This is a genomic window from Acinetobacter ihumii (assembly GCF_900625095.1).
Lineage (GTDB): Bacteria > Pseudomonadota > Gammaproteobacteria > Pseudomonadales > Moraxellaceae > Acinetobacter > Acinetobacter ihumii.
In genome coordinates, this window is the sequence record NZ_LR130760.1 from 2,097,551 (window position 1) to 2,117,721 (window position 20,171).

General features: G+C 41.9%; 14 protein-coding genes, 2 tRNA genes and 1 pseudogene. 9 read left to right on the forward strand and 8 right to left on the reverse strand.

Annotated elements, in window-relative coordinates:
- Nucleotides 1-90: 90 nt before the first annotated feature.
- Nucleotides 91-1,812, reverse strand: coding sequence for a thiamine pyrophosphate-dependent enzyme (locus E0D95_RS09870; protein ID WP_130803689.1), 1,722 nt, complete (start codon nt 1,810-1,812; stop codon nt 91-93).
- A gap of 369 nt (nt 1,813-2,181) precedes the next feature.
- Here E0D95_RS09870 and E0D95_RS09875 point away from each other — a divergent pair, with 369 nt between their 5' ends.
- Together E0D95_RS09875 and E0D95_RS09880 are read left to right on the forward strand one after the other, a co-directional pair.
- Entirely contained in the window at nt 2,182-3,465 is a 1,284-nt protein-coding gene (locus tag E0D95_RS09875; RefSeq protein ID WP_130803690.1) for an O-acetylhomoserine aminocarboxypropyltransferase/cysteine synthase family protein, read from the forward strand.
- A gap of 276 nt (nt 3,466-3,741) precedes the next feature.
- The gene (locus E0D95_RS09880) at nt 3,742-4,632 is read left to right on the forward strand and encodes an SDR family NAD(P)-dependent oxidoreductase (protein ID WP_130803691.1); all 891 of its coding nucleotides are present in this window, start codon (nt 3,742-3,744) and stop codon (nt 4,630-4,632) included.
- 122 nt (nt 4,633-4,754) lie between these two features.
- On the opposite strand, the gene E0D95_RS09885 is transcribed toward E0D95_RS09880, so the two are convergent.
- Together E0D95_RS09885 and E0D95_RS09890 are read right to left on the reverse strand one after the other, a co-directional pair.
- Nucleotides 4,755-6,944, reverse strand: coding sequence for a SulP family inorganic anion transporter (locus E0D95_RS09885; protein ID WP_130803692.1), 2,190 nt, complete (start codon nt 6,942-6,944; stop codon nt 4,755-4,757).
- Nucleotides 6,945-7,412: 468 nt separating this feature from the next.
- On the reverse strand, nt 7,413-9,767 hold the full coding sequence (locus E0D95_RS09890; protein WP_130803693.1) for a Tex family protein: 2,355 nt from the start codon (nt 9,765-9,767) through the stop codon (nt 7,413-7,415).
- Between the two features lie 585 nt (nt 9,768-10,352).
- Between E0D95_RS09890 and ompR the strand changes: the two genes are divergently transcribed.
- The 4 genes from ompR (at nt 10,353) to E0D95_RS09910 (ending at nt 14,878) form a co-directional block, all read left to right on the forward strand.
- Entirely contained in the window at nt 10,353-11,117 is a 765-nt protein-coding gene (gene ompR, locus E0D95_RS09895; RefSeq protein WP_130803694.1) for an osmolarity response regulator transcription factor OmpR, read from the forward strand.
- Nucleotides 11,118-11,140: 23 nt separating this feature from the next.
- On the forward strand, nt 11,141-12,598 hold the full coding sequence (locus E0D95_RS09900) for an ATP-binding protein (protein WP_130803695.1): 1,458 nt from the start codon (nt 11,141-11,143) through the stop codon (nt 12,596-12,598).
- Nucleotides 12,599-12,805: 207 nt separating this feature from the next.
- Entirely contained in the window at nt 12,806-14,323 is a 1,518-nt protein-coding gene (locus E0D95_RS09905) for a succinyl-CoA:acetate CoA-transferase ScpC (protein ID WP_130803696.1), read from the forward strand.
- A gap of 135 nt (nt 14,324-14,458) precedes the next feature.
- Nucleotides 14,459-14,878: a GNAT family acetyltransferase gene (locus E0D95_RS09910; RefSeq protein ID WP_130803697.1), complete on the forward strand. Its 420-nt coding sequence runs from the start codon at nt 14,459-14,461 to the stop codon at nt 14,876-14,878.
- A gap of 224 nt (nt 14,879-15,102) precedes the next feature.
- On the opposite strand, the pseudogene E0D95_RS09915 reads toward E0D95_RS09910, so the two are convergent.
- The 5 genes and pseudogenes from E0D95_RS09915 to E0D95_RS09935 form a co-directional block, all read right to left on the reverse strand.
- Nucleotides 15,103-16,313 (reverse strand): annotated as a pseudogene (locus tag E0D95_RS09915) (OmpP1/FadL family transporter).
- A 174-nt stretch (nt 16,314-16,487) separates the two neighbouring features.
- Nucleotides 16,488-17,216, reverse strand: a complete 729-nt coding sequence (locus tag E0D95_RS09920; protein ID WP_130803698.1) for a class I SAM-dependent methyltransferase — start codon at nt 17,214-17,216, stop codon at nt 16,488-16,490.
- A gap of 119 nt (nt 17,217-17,335) precedes the next feature.
- A tRNA-Phe gene (locus E0D95_RS09925) sits at nt 17,336-17,411 on the reverse strand.
- A 137-nt stretch (nt 17,412-17,548) separates the two neighbouring features.
- A tRNA-Phe gene (locus tag E0D95_RS09930) sits at nt 17,549-17,624 on the reverse strand.
- Between the two features lie 105 nt (nt 17,625-17,729).
- Entirely contained in the window at nt 17,730-18,113 is a 384-nt protein-coding gene (locus tag E0D95_RS09935; RefSeq protein ID WP_130803699.1) for a GNAT family N-acetyltransferase, read from the reverse strand.
- A gap of 100 nt (nt 18,114-18,213) precedes the next feature.
- Here E0D95_RS09935 and hisB point away from each other — a divergent pair, with 100 nt between their 5' ends.
- The 3 genes from hisB (at nt 18,214) to E0D95_RS09950 (ending at nt 20,095) form a co-directional block, all read left to right on the forward strand.
- Nucleotides 18,214-18,807 carry an imidazoleglycerol-phosphate dehydratase HisB gene (gene hisB, locus E0D95_RS09940; RefSeq protein WP_130803700.1) on the forward strand — a complete coding sequence of 198 codons (594 nt, stop codon included), beginning with the start codon at nt 18,214-18,216 and terminating at the stop codon, nt 18,805-18,807.
- Nucleotides 18,807-19,424 carry an imidazole glycerol phosphate synthase subunit HisH gene (gene hisH, locus E0D95_RS09945; protein WP_130803701.1) on the forward strand — a complete coding sequence of 206 codons (618 nt, stop codon included), beginning with the start codon at nt 18,807-18,809 and terminating at the stop codon, nt 19,422-19,424. The genes hisB and hisH overlap by 1 nt, the downstream gene beginning before the upstream one ends.
- Nucleotides 19,425-19,585: 161 nt before the next feature.
- Entirely contained in the window at nt 19,586-20,095 is a 510-nt protein-coding gene (locus tag E0D95_RS09950) for a DUF805 domain-containing protein (RefSeq protein WP_130803702.1), read from the forward strand.
- Nucleotides 20,096-20,171 lie beyond the last annotated feature (76 nt).

The window sequence follows — 20,171 nt, forward strand, 5'->3', positions numbered from 1 at the left end:
TTGTTTCCTGATATAAACATGCATGGTCTGAGATCATGCATGTTTATGGTCTTGCGCTTGTACGCACCAAGACCTGATTTTAAGGGTCATTTACTTAATAAAATTATTCACCAGTAAATCTTTAACATCATCCACCCGTCCAGACATCAGTGCCTTGATGGCATATAGCGAAGTTGAAGACACCTGATTCAGGTTTGGATCAGGCGGCATGACCAATTCCATCGGATTGGTATGTACATCCAAAAGTGCTGGACCATCATGTTTTAAGAAGTTTTCTACTGCCTGTTCTAGTCCATCACCATGTATCACGGTCTGCCCATGCAAGCCAATCACACTGGCAAGTTTGCCAAAATCAGGATTCAGCAAATCGGTATAATGATCCAGCAGTCCTTCAACTTTTTGTTCAAGCTCGACAAAATTCAGTGAACTATTATTAAACACCACAATTTTGATCGGCAGTTTTTCCTGAATGGTGGTGAGTAAATCCCCCAATAACATGGCTAAACCGCCATCGCCACAGAGTGCGATAATTTGACGTTCTGGAAATGCTTTTTGCGCACCCAAAGCCTGAGGCATCGCATTAGCCATGGTGCCATGCAACAAACTGGTAAAGGTTCGGCGTTTGCCATTGACATCGACATGGCGTAATACCCATACCATCGGTGAACCACCATCGCCAAAGAAAATTGCATCATCATCGGCATAACGATTCAGCAAAGACACCAAGTATTGCGGATGGATCAAGCCATCTTTTCCCACTCGTTCTTCTTTACGGCGAATTTCATCACTTTGTTGTTTGAGTGCTAAACAATGATCAAGAAAGCCTCGTTCGATACGGGGTTGTAATAAGGGCAACAAGGCATTTAAGGTCGATGAAATTTTTCCAACTGCGCCGAATGTAATTGGATGCCGTCGTCCTAAATGGGTCGGATCAATATCAATCTGCAAAATTTTGGCGTGGCTTGGATAGTACTGTGCCCATGCAAAATCTGCTCCGAGTAAGATTAGTAAATCACAATCCATCAATGCTGAATAACCTGCCTTGTTACCAAAGATGCCGGTCATGCCCATATTGTAGGGATTGTCGTATTCCACAAAATCTTTGGCGCGTGAGGTGTGTGCAACAGGTGCTTTTAATTTTTCCGCAAATGCCACCAATTGATCATGTGCGCCTTCACAGCCTGCACCTGCATAAATTGCAATTTTTTGGTGTTGTTCAATTAACTCCACCATATGCTGAAGTTCAGTTTTATTGGGCAAAATATCAGGTTCAGCATGTCGCGGAATAAATGGCAGACCCGCTTCAGCCGAAGCTTCACTAATATTGGCTGGCACGATAACTACAGCCACACCTCGTTGACTTAGGGCAGCCTGACATGCCATTGTCATAATATGTCTAGCTTGTGAGGGTTGAGTAATTTCTTCACAAAACACCGAGTTTTTGGCATACACCGATTTAAAATCGACATATTGCGGAAAATCAATAAAACCTGCCATTTCCGTAGAAATTTGACTGGCAATGAGTATGACGGGTGCACGATTGCGATGTGACTCATATAAACCATTGATAAAATGCAGACTGCCCGGCCCACATGAACCTGCACAAGCTGTTAAATGACCACTCAATAAGGCATCCGTACCCGCGGCAAAACCACCGACTTCCTCATGACGAACATGAATCCATTCAATACTGCTTTTTGACATGGAATTTGTGACATGATTTAAGGTATCACCCACAATGCCGTAACATCTTTGTACACCTGCCTGTTCGAGAACTTCGATGATAATATCGGATACTTTTTGCGTGCTCATTACTTGACTTCTCCAGCTTTTTTATCATAAATAACATTAGCTTTAGTTTTATAGTGAGCTGCCAGATGCAGAACCGCCAGTAAGTTTTTGTGCTTTTATTAAGGCTCAATGTAATTGGAATCTTAAAATAATTTTTTGTTTATTTTTCTTAAATTTTTTCAATTTTAAATCCTGATGATTTTCTTCATTCATCCGATTTACCCCGACTTTTCCCGATCAATTCAGGGCTAAACGTCACTATACAGATTGGCTTTGCTCGATGCTTTATTTTAAAAACAGCTGAACTCCTCATAAAAACAGATAAATTGTGTATAAAGAATATGCTAAAACAGACACTTGCTTAATTTTGATGCATCAATGGATATTAGAATGACACAAACTTATAAAGATGAAACCCTTGCGATTCATGCAGGCTACTCACCAGAAGCCACCACCAAAGCAGTGGCTGTTCCCATTTATCAAACCACGTCCTATGCCTTTGATAATACGCAGCACGGTGCGGATTTATTTGATCTTAAAGTTCAGGGTAACATTTATACGCGCATTATGAACCCGACTACAGCCGTACTGGAACAACGCATTGCTGCCTTAGAGGGCGGAATTGGCGCATTGGCTTTGGCTTCGGGTATGGCCGCGATTACCTATGCCATCCAGACCATTACTGAAGCTGGGGATAATATCGCTTCGGTATCGACGCTTTATGGCGGGACTTATAATTTATTTGCGCACACCTTGCCCAAACAAGGCATTGAGGTGCGCTTCTTTGATTATCAACAACCAGACAGTCTACGCAAGTTGATTGATGACAAAACCAAACTGGTCTTTGTTGAATCCATTGGTAATCCACTTGGCAATATTATTGATCTGGAGGAAATTTCCAGAATTGCGCATGAATATGGTGTACCCGTCATTGTGGACAATACCGTTGCCACGCCTGCATTACAGAAATCTTTCGATTTTGGTGCAGATATTATCGTGCATTCATTAACTAAATATATTGGCGGTCATGGCAACAGTATCGGCGGTGTGATTGTCGACAGTGGCAAGTTCCCATGGGGACAATATCCTGAGCGGTTTAAAGTGCTCAATACACCCGACCCAAGTTATCATGGAGTCAATTATGTTGAAGCCTTAGGTGCTGCTGCTTATATAGCCCGTGCTCGTGTAGTGCCATTACGCAATACAGGGGCAGCAATTAGTCCACTCAGTGTGTTCCTGATTTTACAAGGGCTGGAAACCTTGTCCTTACGCATAGAACGTCACACTGAAAATGCCCTGAAAGTCGCTGAATATTTACAACAACACCCTAAAGTCAAATGGGTCAACTACGCAGGCTTAAAAGATCATCCACAGCATGCATTGGCACAAAAATACGTAAAAGGTAAACCATCTGGCATTTTATCTTTTGGGGTACAAGATGGGCGTGAAGGGGGAACTCGTTTTATTGATGCCTTGCAGCTGTTTACACGACTGGTCAATATTGGCGATGCCAAAAGTCTGGCCTGTCACCCTGCAACCACCACACATCGTCAGTTAAATGCGGATGAATTAAAAGCTGCTGGGGTCAGTGAAGATATGGTTCGTCTGTCTGTTGGCATTGAACACATCGATGATTTAATTGCCGATCTGGAACAGGCTTTAGCCCAAGTTTAAAGAAAAATCCATTAAATTGCCTCTGTAAAACAGAGGCTTTTTCATTTTTAATGCCTTTAATTTTAGGTTAAAAATCCATTAATCTCTATTTTTATTTAGAGCAATTACTCTAAAAACATTTGTAAATTCATACACTTAAATATAGACTTTTAAAAAAATAAGTCCAATAATCATTTATACGACTTTAGTTAAATCAATATTTTTTTGATAAGTCGCTCAAACACAACAACAATTAAAGCTGTTGGATTAAAATCTTCAGGCTCAGGGAACATACGCGTGAATACAAAACTTGAAGCTCTTTTTCAAGAGAAAGTTAAAAATAAGGTAGTTCTAATCACAGGTGCGTCCAGTGGTATCGGTTTAACAGTTGCAAAAAAAATGGCGGCCGCTGGTGCACATGTGCTGCTCCTGGCACGAACGCAGGAAACACTGGAACAAGTTCAAAATGAAATCATCTCCGCGGGCGGTCAAGCATCAATCTATCCGTGTGATTTAAGTGACATGCATGCCATTGATACGGTTGCCAAACAAATTATGCAACAGGTCGAGCACATCGATATTCTGATTAATAATGCCGGACGCTCGATTCGCCGCGCAGTGCACGAATCAATTGATCGTTTCCATGATTTTGAGCGCACCATGCAGCTCAACTACTTCGGTGCAGTGCGTTTGGTGTTAAATATTTTGCCGCATATGATTAATCGTAAAGGCGGACAAATCATCAATATCAGTTCGATTGGGGTATTAGCGAACGCCACCCGTTTTTCTGCCTATGTTGCCTCTAAAGCTGCCTTGGATGCCTTTAGTCGCTGTTTATCTGCTGAAGTACATTCACATAAAATTTCAATTACTTCAATTTATATGCCATTGGTACGTACTCCAATGATTGCACCCACTAAAATTTATAATTATGTACCGACGCTTTCTCCTGACGAAGCGGCTGACCTGATTGCATATGCGGTGGTGAAACGTCCTAAGAAAATCGCCACCAGCTTAGGTCGTTTGGCTTCAATTACTTATGCAATTGCACCGGATATTAATAATATTCTGATGTCGATTGGCTTTAATCTGTTCCCAAGCTCGGACGCAGCAGTCGGTAAAAAACAGGAAAAACTAAACTGGATGCAAAAAACCTATGCACGGATTTTTCCGGGTGAGCATTGGTAATTGCCGCTTTCAACCCACATTAACCATACGGGTTGTCATGTCATCTTAGTAATGATGTGTATTTTGTCAAATAAGCCGCTTCCAGTCAGCGGCTTATTGTTAAAGATGATGATTGACTGAAGTTAGTCATCCAGAAATTTTACCTGACCCGTTTTGACATCATAAATTGCACCGACAATATCAATCTCACCACGTTCCAGCATGTCATTTAATACCTGACTTTGCTTCACGATATATTGAATATTGTAATGTACATTCATCATGGTGACCTGATCGATAAATGCCTTGCTTAATTCACGTGGTTGCATAATCTGGTACACGCTGTCCGCAGAATGCATCAACGGGCCAAGCACATATTGAATGTGAGGCATTTCTTTTACATCCGAGATATGTTTATGCTGCAATTGAAGCTTACAAGCACTGGTGACTGCTCCACAGTCGGTATGACCCAATACCACTATCACCTTTGAGCCTTTGGCCTGACAGGCAAATTCGAGTGAACCCAACACTTTTTGTCCCGCGATATTACCTGCAATTCTTAGACTAAATAAATCACCAATACCTAAATCAAAAATCATCTCAGTCGGTGCACGTGAGTCCATACAACCCAAGACTGCCGCAATGGGATGCTGCCCCTGATCCGCCGTCACACGAATTTGCTGATAAATATCACGCTGCAAACGCTCATTATTTACAAAGCGTTGATTGCCTTGTTTTAATAAGCTTAAAACATGTGATGGGGTTAAATTACGCTGTAAATCCTGTGTGCTGATATCAATATCCAGCACTGCATCGTCTGCATCCTCGTAATGTTGTCTAAAGCCAATGAGACTCAAATCAATCTGACGCTGTACCGCAATTTCATTCTGATACTCCTGAATCACCTGATAAATATCCGGGTCAATCGAAATACACTGGGTCGCATCAATAATCAGTTTTTCATGTGGATGTATATGCTCAAGTGCAGTAATGAGTGCCGAACGGTTTAAAAAAGTCATTTGTGGTTGCAATTCAATCCGCGTCACTTTGCCATGCAAATGATTTTCTTTGTAGACCCGCACACCTTTATGAAAATTGCCATACAAAATAAAGGCACTACTGGTGAATAAACCAATCAGGATACCCACCAAAAGGTCGGTCATCAAAATTGCAATTAAGGTAATAATGAACGGTAAAAACTGCTTCCAGCCCTTTTGATAAAGCTGCTTAAACAACTTTGGATGGGTCAGTTTAAATCCTGTCAGAATTAAAATGGCAGCCAATGTCGACAAAGGAATCATGTTCATCAGCGGTACAAAAAATAAGATCGCCAGTAACAACAACACACCATGAATGATGGTGGAACATTTACTTTTTGCACCTGTATTGGCATTGACAGAACTACGTACAATCACCGAAGTGACGGGCATACCACCAATTAAACCAGAGACAATATTGCCTGTGCCCTGCGCCCATAATTCACGATTGGGAGGAGACGAACGCTTTTGTGGGTCTAACTTATCTGCTGCCTCAAGATTCAATAGGGTTTCTAAGGAAGCAACCACTGCCAGCGTAATTGCACCTGTATAAATTAACGGTTCAGCCAAGTAAGCAAAGTCTGGAAAGACCAGTACCTGTTGTGGTGCATCTAAAAGATTGGGTAATTGAATCAGATTTTCAGTCTGTATCGCCCATGCAGAACCCATTTTTATTAAAATAAAATTCAGCAAGGCCGCCATTACCACCGCAATTAAGGCAGAAGGTAAGGTTAATTTTTTTAAAGGACTGCTGTCCCATGCCAACATTAACAATAAACTGAATAAACCAATCAGTGCTGCCCCCATGTCCACTTGGCTTAACAATCGTTCTGGAGTGCTATTCAACACGGATGTCCATGAAAAATCAGAAATGCCCAGTAAATAAGGCAACTGAGTCATAATCAAAATAGTACCAATGGCGGCCAATAAACCTAAAATGACATTATTGGGAATAAAGTTGGCAAAGAAGCCTAACTTAAATAAGCCAAACAGAATCTGTAAGATTCCTGCAAATATAATACACAATAAAAAAGCGGCATAATTGCCGCCTAATTGATCAAGTTGCACTAAAATCACTGCCGTCAGTCCGGCTGCGGGTCCAGCGACACTAATATGGGAGCCACTTAAAAATCCCACCACAATCCCCCCAACAATTCCAGCAATAATACCGGAAATAATCGGAGCACCTGATGCGAGCGCAATCCCTAGACACAGGGGTAATGCAACAAGAAAAACTACAATTCCAGAGAGTAAATCTTTGAAATAAAATTTCTTTTTCAATTGAAAAACTGACATAGACCCTTCTCTTATAATAAAAATTATTCAAACCGCATGAATCGCTACAACGCGTAATGCACAAGCCGTTCAAGGCTGTATTGATAGTGTTGAACTCTTGAGAGGAGTTAAAGTTGAGTTATGATGCGGCGATGTGAGGATTTAGATAGTTTTCACGTTTTTTTGTTTATCTTCATATTCACCTCATATTGTGGAATGGATTCAAATAAGATGAGATTCCTGTATCGGTTGTTGTTATTTTTTTAGGTAGAAAAATAAAGAGGGCTTAAATAGTGATGAAAGAAATATTTGAATAAACAGAAGATATTCAATAGGAAAGCTCATCAAATATTCAGTCGCGACAGTAGTCAATCGGTGTAATAGTCAATAGCGCAAATAAAAAAAACCGCACTTCTCACACCGACAGATATTGCAATATCTGTAAGCGTGAGAAGTACGGTATCGAGCACAAGGTGCCCGAACTTTAATTTATTTCGAGCCTTTAATCCCGGCTTGTAGCAACAACGCGCCTAAACCACCAATTTTATTATCTTGTGGCTTATCCTGTTTAGGACGCTGTGGTTTTTTCGCCTGATCATTTTGGCGTGCCGCTTGAGGACGTTTACCCTGCGGTTTACGATCTTCGCGTTGCTCTTGTTGCTCACGACGTGGCGTACGTTGTGCTTTTGCAGGCGCTTGTGAACCTTCAGGACGCATACTCAAATTTACACGGTTACGTTCAGCATCCACAGTCAGTACACGCACCTGTACAATTTGACCCGGTTTCACCACTTTATGCGGATCAGACACAAACTCATTGGCTAATTCCGAAATGTGTACCAATCCATCCTGATGCACACCGATATCCACGAAAGCACCAAAATTGGTAACATTGGTCACGACCCCTTCAAGCTGTATGCCCTCAGTCAACTGAGCCACTTCAGTAATGTCTTCACGGAATTTAGCTGTACGAAATTCTGGACGTGGATCACGTCCCGGTTTTTCAAGCTCTGCCAGTACATCCTGAATGGTAGGTAAACCAAACTTGTCATCAACAAACTCATCGGCTTTGACTTGGCGAATAATTTCACTGTTGCCAATAATGTCTTTCAGAGTGGTCGCTTTGGCAGCCACAATTTTTTCGACCAGTCCATAACTTTCAGGGTGTACCGCAGAGGCATCTAGCGGTTCTGAACCATTTTGAATCCGCAAGAAACCAGCAGCTTGTTCAAAAGTACGCTCGCCTAAGCGTGGTACTTTTTTCAATGCTTGACGATTATCAAAACGACCATTCTCTTTTCGATATTCCACAATCTGTTGTGCGATAGCTTTGTTCAACCCTGCGATATAACCCAGAATGGCAGATGAAGCGGTGTTGACATCGACACCGACCGCGTTCACACAGTCCTCAACCACAGCATCCAGTGTTTTCGCTAAGCCAGTTTGATTGACATCATGCTGATATTGACCCACACCAATTGATTTTGGATCAATCTTGACCAGTTCCGCCAGCGGATCTTGCAAACGACGTGCAATTGAGACTGCACCACGAATCGAAACATCGAGTTCAGGCAATTCAGCCGCAGCCAATTCACTGGCTGAATAAACCGATGCGCCTGCTTCGCTCACGCTCACTCGAGTCAGTTTTAGGTCAGCATTTGCGGCCATCATTTCTGCCACAACGGCTTCTGTTTCACGACTTGCAGTGCCATTGCCAATGGCAATCAGGTCGACATTATATTCACGACACAAACGCGCCAATTCAGCAATTGAACCTTCTTTATCTTCTTTGGGTGCAAATGGATAAATGGTGCTATGTGCCAGCACATCACCAGCATCACTGACCACCGCCAGTTTCACACCAGTACGAATACCAGGGTCAACGCCTAGCGTGGTACGTCCACCCGCAGGTGCAGACAGGAGTAAATGACGCAAGTTTTCAGCAAAAACATCCATTGCTTCCGCTTCGGCATTCAAACGTTTTTCTGTTAATAATGAATGTTCAATTTGTGGACGAATTTTGCCTAACCAGAATAATTTAGCCGTTTGCTTTAAGAAATCCTGACGCGCTTGCGGCTGGATTTGCTCAATATTATATTCAGTTTCGATACATGCCAAAGCTGCATCATCTTCACCGTCGACTTTTAAGCCCAGTACATTTTCCTGACGACCACGAAGCATGGCCAATAAACGATGCGATGGAACTTTGTTCAGATTTTCTGAAAATTCAAAATAATCACGGAATTTTTTACCGACTTCTTTTTTCTCATCAGATGCCACCGCACTTTTCAAAATCGCAGTTTTGGCAAAGAGTGCTTTTAACTCTGTGGTGAGCGCAATATTTTGTGCCCATTCATCAATGATAATATGTTGTACAGCATCCAGTTGAGTTTCTGTATCTGCATAATCTTCATGGCTAAAACCAGCCAAAGCCTCTACAGGTTCAATGTTTTCGTTCAGAATTTTTTCTGCGGCAGGTCCAAGCCCAGCTTCTTTAGCTTTAAACGACTTACTGGTCCGTTTTGGACGATACGGCGCGTAAATTTCTTCTAAGGCATTTTTAGTTTCAGCCGCATTGACCCGTGCCAACAAATCATCTGAAAGTTTATCTTGTTCTTTTAATGACTCGATGACTTTTTCACGGCGTTCATACAAATCACGTAAATAAGCCAAGCGGGTATCTAACTGGCGCAGTTGCGTATCATCCAAACCCTGTGTTACTTCTTTACGGTAACGTGCAATAAAAGGAACACTGGCACCTTCATCAATTAAACGAATGGCAGCTTCTACTTGGTTTGGACGTACGGCAAGCTCACTTGCCAACTGCTGAACTAAGTCAGTCATCGTATTTGATTCCACAAGGCTAAAGTTTAAAAGCAATGATTATAAAGACCGAGGCTATAAAATCCACAATTGTTTTGCGTATTAAAAACGAAATTTTGAATTAAACCGCTGTATTTTTCAAATTTTAGCCGATTTCATCACGATTCATCCGCATTTGTCCTGTATAGATCAGATGAAATACTCAGACTCGATGGGCTAGGTACTGTAATTGACGGCAACGCTAATACCAATGCCTTTAGAAAATATACAACATCTGCTTTGTTTAGCATGTCACATTCGGCCCAATGCTGTGCATATATACCCGTTTAAACACGGCTGGGGATCGTCCATAACTTTGCAAAAAGATCATTCATGAAACCATGGTTGAATGATATCGGCAGATTTAAAAAATCAAATTTCGGCAAGTACAACAAAATGGCTCAGACTATTCATTAAAATGTGCTTTAACATGTTGTTTTTTGGTTTCAAATCGCACGGGAAATTGTAATTTTGAGCAAATTGATACATAGTCTTTCACATAGTATCCGCATTATACTGCAAGCATTGAATAATCTATAAATATTGACTTGATTAAGGGAGTACATCATGAGTTTAGTTGTACCTGCTGAAAATAATGAAGCTGTACATAACGAAACCGACCGCGTCGAGCGCATTTTAGTCGTCGATGATGATGTGCGTTTACGCACCCTTTTACAACGCTTTCTTGAAGATAAAGGTTTTGTGGTCAAAACTGCGCATGACGCGACTCAGATGGATCGCTTATTGCAACGTGAATTATTTTCACTGATTGTTTTGGATTTTATGTTACCTGTCGAAGATGGTCTTAGCATTTGCCGCCGTTTGCGCCAGTCCAACATTGACACCCCGATTATTATGCTAACCGCACGTGGCAGTGACTCTGACCGTATTGCAGGTCTGGAAGCAGGCGCAGATGATTATCTGCCAAAACCATTTAACCCGAATGAATTACTGGCTCGTATTCGTGCGGTGTTGCGCCGTCAGGTTCGCGAAGTACCCGGTGCACCGAGTCAACAAATGGAAGTGGTCAGTTTTGGCCCATGGTCACTGGATTTATCAACACGTACTTTAACTCGTGAAGGACAAGTGGTGACCTTAACTACGGGTGAATTTGCCGTGCTTAAAGCCTTGGTGCAGCATCCACGTGAACCTCTCACACGCGATAAACTGATGAATCTGGCACGTGGTCGTGAATGGGGCGCGATGGAGCGTTCGATTGATGTACAGGTTTCACGTCTGCGTCGTTTGATTGAAGAAAATCCAGCACGTGCACGTTATATTCAGACTGTGTGGGGCATTGGCTATGTATTCGTACCCGATGGTGCTGAGTAATCATCCTGTTCTAGGATAATGCCTTGAAACTTGATCCAGTCAATCCGCAGGACTACACCGACTTTGTCGCTTACTCAGAGCGTAAACGAACGCGCTGGGAACGTTTCCTCGATAAAATTAAACCTCGTTCAGCCGCCATGCGTACTGCCGTATTGGTGGTCTTTGTGGTTATTTTCAGTTTAGTGATGTCACTGTGGTTTTTCTGGCGTACCTTGTATTTACCTGAAATTCAACAACATGCACGGTATTTGGCAGTTGAACTTGAACTGGTCAACAATCCCGACATCCGTATTTTTCACCGCAATAACGAAGTCGATGTGGATACATGGCTGAAAAATCGCATTGGTATTGAATATATTACCAATCCCAAAGAGTTCCCAAATGTGCGAGAAAAAGTCATTGCCGACTTTTTTACCAGTAATGTGGAAGACAAACTCGCCAAAGAACTCAATGTTAAAGATGTGACGGTGTATTTTCAGTTTAAACCCAGCCCTCGCATCTGGATTCAAACTCCTGAAATGCAGGGCAACTGGGTACGTGAACCCCTGAAAACCTATGCCAACTACAGCCCTGAATTGATTTTTGGCTGGTTACTCGGTGTGCCAATTATTGCCTGTATCATTATTTTAACCCTTGTGCGGCAACTCAACCGTCCATTACGGCGCTTACAAAATGCTGCCAATGAGTACAGTAAAACGGGGAAAGCACCGTATCTGGAAACCAATCATGGGCCGCAGGAAATACGTGAAGTTAACCAAGCATTTAACCGCATGATTTATACGCTTGAACAAACGGAGCGTGATCGACGGATTATGTTGGCCGGTATTTCTCACGATTTACGCACGCCCCTCACACGCATTCGCCTGACTGCTGAAATGTTACCCGACGAATTTTTCCGTGAAGGTTTAATTTATGATGTTGATGACATGGATGCGATTTTGAATCAGTTTATCTCGTATATGCGTGATGGTTCAGATGAAGAATTGCGTGAAACCAATATCAATATCTTATTACAAGAACTGGTGGTGCAATTTAAACCACTGGATATTCGTTTTCAGGCACAAGATGTTCCCATCATTCCTGCACGAAGCTTGTCGTTAAAACGTCTGATTGCCAACCTGATTAATAATGCCAAACGCTATGGTGCTGAACCAATTGAACTCAGTGCGCATGTCGAAAATGAACATATTTTAATTAGTGTGGCCGACCATGGCGAAGGGATTCCTGAAGATCAAATTGATGAATTAATGCAACCCTTTGTTCGAGGCAATGCTGCGCGTACGGTACAAGGTAGCGGTTTAGGACTCGCGATCGTGAAACGAATCGTCGATATTCATCAGGGTGAATTATTGATTCATAATCGACCTCAAGGCGGTCTGGAAGTGATTATTTCCTTGCCATTACCCAAACATTTACATTCAGAACAGCCATCTCACAATCCACTTGAAAAGATCAAGCAGACCCTGTCCGATCGGCTCTAAGACTTTTGTCTAAAAAATAGACATGCAAATAATAAAATATTTTAAATCACTCAATTTTATCCTTTATAAATTAATAACTTAAAAACATCAATAATATTTATACCCACATTTATTTAAAAAATTAGACCTTAGCCTAACATGCCTCCATATCTGCTAAAGAGTGGGTACAATCCACTGCTATGAAATAAACCAGATTGAGAGTAAGCCATGTCTTTAGATCGTATCCGATTAGCCTCCCTCCATGACAAAGTCATCAGTGCAGATCAAGCCGCTGCATTTATCCAAGACGGCATGACAGTCGGTATGAGTGGTTTTACTCGTGCAGGTGAAGCGAAAGCTGTTCCGCAGGCACTGGTTCATCGTGCAAAAGCCAACCCATTAAAAATCACCTTAATTACTGGGGCAAGCTTAGGGAATGACTTGGACAAACAACTGACTGAAGCAGGTGTTTTGGCACGTCGTTTACCTTTTCAGGTTGATAACACCTTGCGTGGTGCCATTAATAATGGCGAAGTGATGTTTATCGATCAGCATTTGTCTGAAACTGTTGAACAAATGCGTAATTTGCAACTCAAACGTCCAGATGTTGCAGTCATTGAAGCCATTGCGATTACTGAAGATGGCGGCATTATCCCAACCACATCGGTCGGTAACTCTGCCAGCTTTGCGATTTTTGCGGAAAAAGTCATTGTTGAAATCAACACATCTTTAAGCGAAGCATTTGAAGGCTTACACGATATTTATATTCCTACCTATCGTCCAACCCGTCAGCCGATTCCATTGACTAAAGTGGATGAACGCATTGGTACGACTGCTATTCAGATTGATCCAGCAAAAATTGTTGGTATTGTCTTTAATGACACCGCAGATTCACCTTCAACTGTGACACTACCTGATGATGAAACTCAAGGTATTGCCAACCACCTGATCGCTTTCTTTGAAAAAGAAGTCGCAGAAGGCCGTCTACCAAAAAATCTTGGGCCACTTCAGGCAGGTATCGGTTCGATTGCCAATGCGGTATTAACTGGCCTTAAAGATTCTAACTTTGAAGATTTAGTGATGTATTCAGAAGTGCTTCAAGACTGTACTTTTGAATTGATTGATGCCGGTAAGATGAAATTTGCCTCAGGCAGCTCAATTACCTTGTCTGCTAAATGTGGTGAAAAAGTGTTTGGTAACATCGAAGCATACAAAGACAAACTGGTGTTACGTCCACAAGAAATTTCAAACCATCCAGAGTTGGTACGTCGTTTGGGAATTATCGGGATCAATACCGCGCTTGAATTTGACATCTATGGCAACGTGAATTCAACCCACGTGTGCGGTACCAAAATGATGAACGGCATTGGCGGTTCTGGCGACTTTGCCCGTAATGCACATTTGGCTATTTTTGTGACCAAAGCCATTGCCAAAGGTGGTGATATTTCATCGATCGTTCCAATGGTGTCGCATGTGGATCATAGCGAACACGATGTTGATATTTTAGTGACTGAGCAAGGTCTTGCAGATTTGCGCGGTTTAGCACCACGCGAACGCGCTCGTGTCATTATTGATAATTGTGTACATCCTTTGTATCAAGGTGCGTTAAACGATTACTTTGATCGTGCCTGTGCCAAAGGCGGTCATACACCGCATTTACTTCGTGAAGCATTGTCTTGGCATGCCAATTTTGAAGAAACAGGTCATATGTTGGTAGCAGATCAAGTTCAGGTCAAATCTGCTTAATTTCTCGCCTACACTTTAAAAAAAGCACCCGACTGCCCTTGGGTGCTTTTTTACGTTTGGAGCCCTCATCAACACTTACCAAATTTCATTTTTTCTTTTATCTTTGAAGCAACACAATAACAAGTAGAACAACTTATGTTTATCATTCGGCAGTTTATCAATAGCGATCTGGAAGACGTGATTCATCTCTGGGAAATCTGTGGATTGACCCGTCCATGGAATAATCCAGAAATTGATATTTTTCGAAAGCTCAGTCAACAGGATGATTTATTTCTGGTTGCTATCAAAGATGAACAGTTGATTGCAGTATTGATGGGTGGCTATGACGGACATCGTGGCTGGATGAATTATTTAGCGGTTCATCCACAACAACAACGTTTAGGCATTGCCACGGCATTGGTACAACAACTGGAAAAACGTTTAATTGCACGTGGCTGCCCGAAAGTGCAACTGTTGGTGCGTCAGGATAATTTGCATGTGCAAAGTTTTTATGAAGAACTGGGCTATGAAGAAGCCGAGGTGGTCTGTCTTGGCAAACGTCTGATTCAGGACTAAATCGGATGAAAATCATTTAAACCTTCAACAGGCACTTAAAAATAAAGCACAAACCCATATTGAAACTTATCAAAAAAGTAAAAAGTGTAAACTTTAAAATCTGATCAAAAACATATAAATATTATATTGTTTAAAACTATAAATCGTTAAATTTAAATGTTTAACTCTAGCCAAGACCTGATTGTTCAGCATCTTGGCTTTTTTATATTCTAAACTTTGCCTGTTTAGAAATGATAACCATAAGCCAAACCAAAAATATGCTGACTCATCTCTAAATCTGCATTGCCGCCGCCAAATTCCGCAGGAATCGAATGATCCCCTTTCAGCTTATTCTTAAGTCCATATGTATAGGCAACGCTCAATTCTTGTTTGGGATCAAATTGCCAAGTTGCACCTAGGCTGACATGATTTTCAATCACACCGGGCGCCAAAATATTGAGAAAGGTTTGATCTTTCGAAATAGGCTGATCATTGTGGCTAAATCCTGCCCTTAATGTCAGGGTTGGGTTCAGTTGATAATTCGCCCCAATTTTATAGACGTAAATATCATCCCAGCCAAAGCCCTGTCCTTGCTCAGAGCCAAACACATGACCTGCATACAATGAGTCAAGACTAAAACGATTGCCAACAGAATCCACATCTGAATAATTAATTCGCTGTATGTCTGCCAGCAGATTTAATTTAGGTGTTGCCTGTAGCTTTAAACCCACGCCATAGCTTTCTGGCACATCAAAACCACCTGCCTCTGCAAACAGTCCACGGTAATCATCAAAACGATCTGCTTTAATTTTTGAGCTATAGTTTGCCCAAGGCTGATCCGATCATTGAGTTGTGCCGTCCAGCCAATTCGCGCACCAATGCCAGTCGAGCTATCCTTGCCTTGATTGCTTAAATGTTGTCCATCACTTGAAAAAGGGGCAAAGCCTGCAATACCTTTGGCTTCAAAACGCTGATATAAAAAGTTGGCAGCCACCCCTATCGACTGGTGTTCACTATAACGCCATGCGACTGCTGGTGAAATAAATAGCTGCGATAAATCTACACCAGCCGAACCGGTATTGCCAAAAGCGGCATAAGGGTTTTGTTTATAACTGGTATTCATGCCCCCATTTCCATAAATCGCCAGACCGAGTGCAACCTGATCATTCACTTTTTTATTGACTGCCAATTCAGGTAAAACAAAATATTCTCTGCCATTGGCATCGTATGTTCCGTTCATACCCGCCTGATTTCCTTCGACTTGGCTAGAACGCTTTGGATTAAACACGGTCGCGCCAATATCCAAACGGCTGTCCAACCAAGCCAAGCCCGCAGGATTATTGGCAATCGTTAATGCATCGTTAAATTGTGCGATGGCTGCTCCAGCATTACCCTGTGCTTTCACACCATAGCCATGCATAAAATAGCCTGTCGTTGCAAAAGCAGGTGAACTCATCACGCTCCCCACCACACCCAATAAGGAGATGGAACCAATAAAAGATAAAGATTTCATAAGATTAATTAATTTTAAAATAATATATGTTTAAGTATATTGATTTAAGTTCATTCTGTATCCTGATAAAAAATGCGTATCTTTTCTATTTTTTTCATAAGCAAGGATTACCAAGCTTTATTCAAGTTTTCCCACTCTCAACAACACAGGAAATTCGATGTTTAGCAGTTGATCATCTACATATAATGACTCGATCTGATCAATCGGATCAATGCCATTCTGTTCCATATAATGTTTAACGGCTGACCATGTATGTAAATAATTGATGAATTGCTGAAAGCTCCACTGTAGCTGAATTTTAAAAGCAGGCATTTCGATTTCCTGAAAGGGAAAAGGAATGGTTTGATAGCCTTCATCAATATAATGCCGTTCTGCATCCCAAAAATTTTTGAGTGTGACTGAATATAATTTCTGAATAGCGTCGTTCAGTTGAGGCTCATTGACTTGAAGCAAACCATAACCCACCACCGCAAACACACCGTCTGGTTTAAGGGTACGTCGCACTTGCGCGTAGAACGCATCAAAATCAAACCAGTGAATCGCTTGCGCAACGGTAATTAAATCAAAGCATTGTGCAGGGAAACTGTTGCTTTCGGCTGTTTGTACCTGATAGCTGACATTTTCAAAATAAGGCGCATGTTGCAACTGGCTGGCACTCAAATCTGTCGCCACAATTTGGTCAAAGTACGGCACCAAAAGTTGAGTAAACTGCCCAGAACCCGCACCGCAATCCCAAGCAAATTGTCGTTCGGGGACAAATGTAAGTAAGCTCTGAACCAGCTCTTGTGGATAAGTCGGTCGTGCCTGTTGATAAAGTCGACTGTGTGCTGAGAATAAATCCTTCATTCGCTCAGCTCCTTGAAATCACTTCCTTGCTATTCACTATAAAATAAAAGTGATCCGTTTTTTGAAAAATTGTCGGACAATAAAAAAACCCCAAACAAGGTTTGGGGTTTTTTTGAATATGGTGGCGTGAGGCAGGATCGAACTGCCGACACACGGATTTTCAATCCGTTGCTCTACCGACTGAGCTATCGCGCCGATGGCGTGTATTAAGCCGTATCTGACCCCATTAGTCAATCAAAATCAGCATCTTTTTCATTGAATGTCTTTTTTTTACTCAAAAAAAATCCCTGATGGGATCAGGGATTGAAAACACAAATAAGGTTTTAAAAATATGGTGGCGTGAGGCAGGATCGAACTGCCGACACACGGATTTTCAATCCGTTGCTCTACCGACTGAGCTATCGCGCCGATGTGGGCGTATTAAACAATGTTCAAACCATTGCGTCAAGCCACTGCGCTCATTTTTTACTTAATCGTTTAGTTTTAAAGCAGCAATATCTGTAAAATTTATGCTTAAACCGATAATTTTCCAATATGTGCCAAACAGCGATGAATCGCGCCGCAACCCGGTTCAAAAAACTTCACCCCTTTTTCTTCTTCCAGTCGACAGACCTCACCGACTAGTCGCTCAGCCACACCCCGTCCACGATTGGCAGGATGTACAACAATATATTCCAGCATTCGGCTTTCACCTTGTCCTGTACACCAGATTGCACCTATAATCTTGCTGTTAAATTCAGCGGTATAGACTGTGGTATACTGCGCCAGATTTTGTTCTAGCTGCTCAAGTGCATCTTGCCCATCGCCAAATTCGGGACTTGTGTCATACAGTCGCTCAAGCTGGCTGCGCATTTCTTCGTTTTCAAGTGAAGTATAAGCATGTACGGTTATAGGCATGGATTAACCCTCCTGAGCAATCTAGGATGCTGTCACTTTTTCGTCACAGCGAATTGAGCTTTATATTCATCATTTTTAACGTTTTTTGAGGAACGTGTCCATGACAGAGCGTATCAGTGAAGTGGTAAGAAATACCAATGAGACCAAAATTCGAGTTCGTTTGAATCTCGATGGTTCTGGTCAAGGCACACTGAACACTGGAGTTCCATTTTTAGACCATATGATTGATCAAATCAAGCGTCACGGTCTATTTGACATTGATATTCACTGTGACGGTGATCTGGAGATTGATGATCATCATACTGTAGAGGACTGCGGTATTACGCTCGGTCAGGCATTTGCTCAGGCTTTGGGTGATAAAAAAGGTTTACGCCGTTATGGACATTTTTATGCGCCACTGGATGAAGCCCTGTCACGTGTGGTGGTAGATTTGTCTGGTCGTCCGGGCTTATTTATGGATATTCCATTTACCCGTGCCCGTATTGGGACATTCGATGTCGACTTGTTTTCTGAATTTTTTCAGGGCTTTGTCAACCATGCGTTAATGACTCTACATATTGATAATCTTAAAGGCAAAAATAGTCATCACCAGATTGAAAGCGTATTTAAAGCCTTTGCTCGCGCGCTGCGCATGGCCTGTGAAATTGATCCACGTGCAGCAGGCACCATTGCATCGACCAAAGGTAGCCTGTAATGACGCGTATTGCTTTACTTGATTATGGCATGGGCAACCTCCACTCGGCAGCCAAAGCGCTTGAGCATGTCGGTGCAACGGTTGATGTGACCAATGATCCAAAACTAATTGCCAAAGCAGATAAAATCGTTTTCCCGGGCGTCGGTGCCATGCGTGATTGTATGCAAGGCATGCATGAAGCAGGAATTGACGAGGTGGTGAAGCAGTCGGTATTTAATAAACCCGTATTGGCCATTTGTGTCGGCATGCAAGCCCTCATGCAACGTTCTGAAGAAAATGGTGGTGCTGATGCCCTCGGTATTTTTCAGGGAGTGGTGAAACATTTTCCCCATGTGGAAGGTTTAAAAGTGCCGCATATGGGCTGGAATCAGGTCCATCAAACTGACCCCACCCATCCGATGTGGAAAGATATCGAACAAGGTGCGCGTTTTTATTTTGTGCACAGCTATTATGTGGAACCACAAGATCCTGCATTGGTCGCTGCAACATGTGATTATGCATTGCCTTTTTGCACTGCAATTCATCAGGATAACCTATTTGCCACTCAGTTCCATCCAGAAAAAAGCCATACCGCAGGTTTGCAACTTTTAAAAAATTTCGTGGAATGGAATATTTGATCTTGATGTGGATCAGGTCAAAATACTGACTTGATCCACCAAATTAATCACAAAAAATACAGATACTATAAGTTACTTTTTATTTTTGTTTTATACTTTACACTTGTTCTCATTCACGATTTATTAAAATAAAGGTCGTCAAGATCAATTAGGGAAAAACCATGCGTTCTTCGGCTCAGGGTACTCGTCTTGCCAATGATTCTCCTTTAAATCCGAAAGGTCGATTTAGTCGACTCTCTTATGCAGCTTGGTCACTATTAAGCACTCTTTTTTTTCTCATCGCCTGTATCAGTCTCGGTTTTGGTATTCTCCAGATGAGTCAGCGGGAAGTTACACTGTCAAATCAGTTTTCATTTTTTGTTTTTTTTGCAGTCGGTAGTTTGTATCTGATTTTTCTTTATACTAATTTTGTTTTTATTATCCGTCGTTTACATGATCGAAATCAAAACGGCTGGCTGTCGATCCTGTATCTTATTCCTGTGGTGAATTTGTTCTTTATTGCATACTTACTCAGTGCGAGAGGCTGTGAACGTCTCAATGATTTTGGTCCAGCACGTTATACATGTTCTTGGGAAAAAATTCTCGGCTGGATTTACATTGCGTTTATTCCTGTTGCATGCATCGTGGCAATGTGGACTGCGATCACGCTACCGAGCTATCAAAATTATTAATCTAGTGCATTGAACTGACATTGCCACATAAAAATATCTGTAATTAAACGAAATGTTGACATCGCTGACTTAGCAA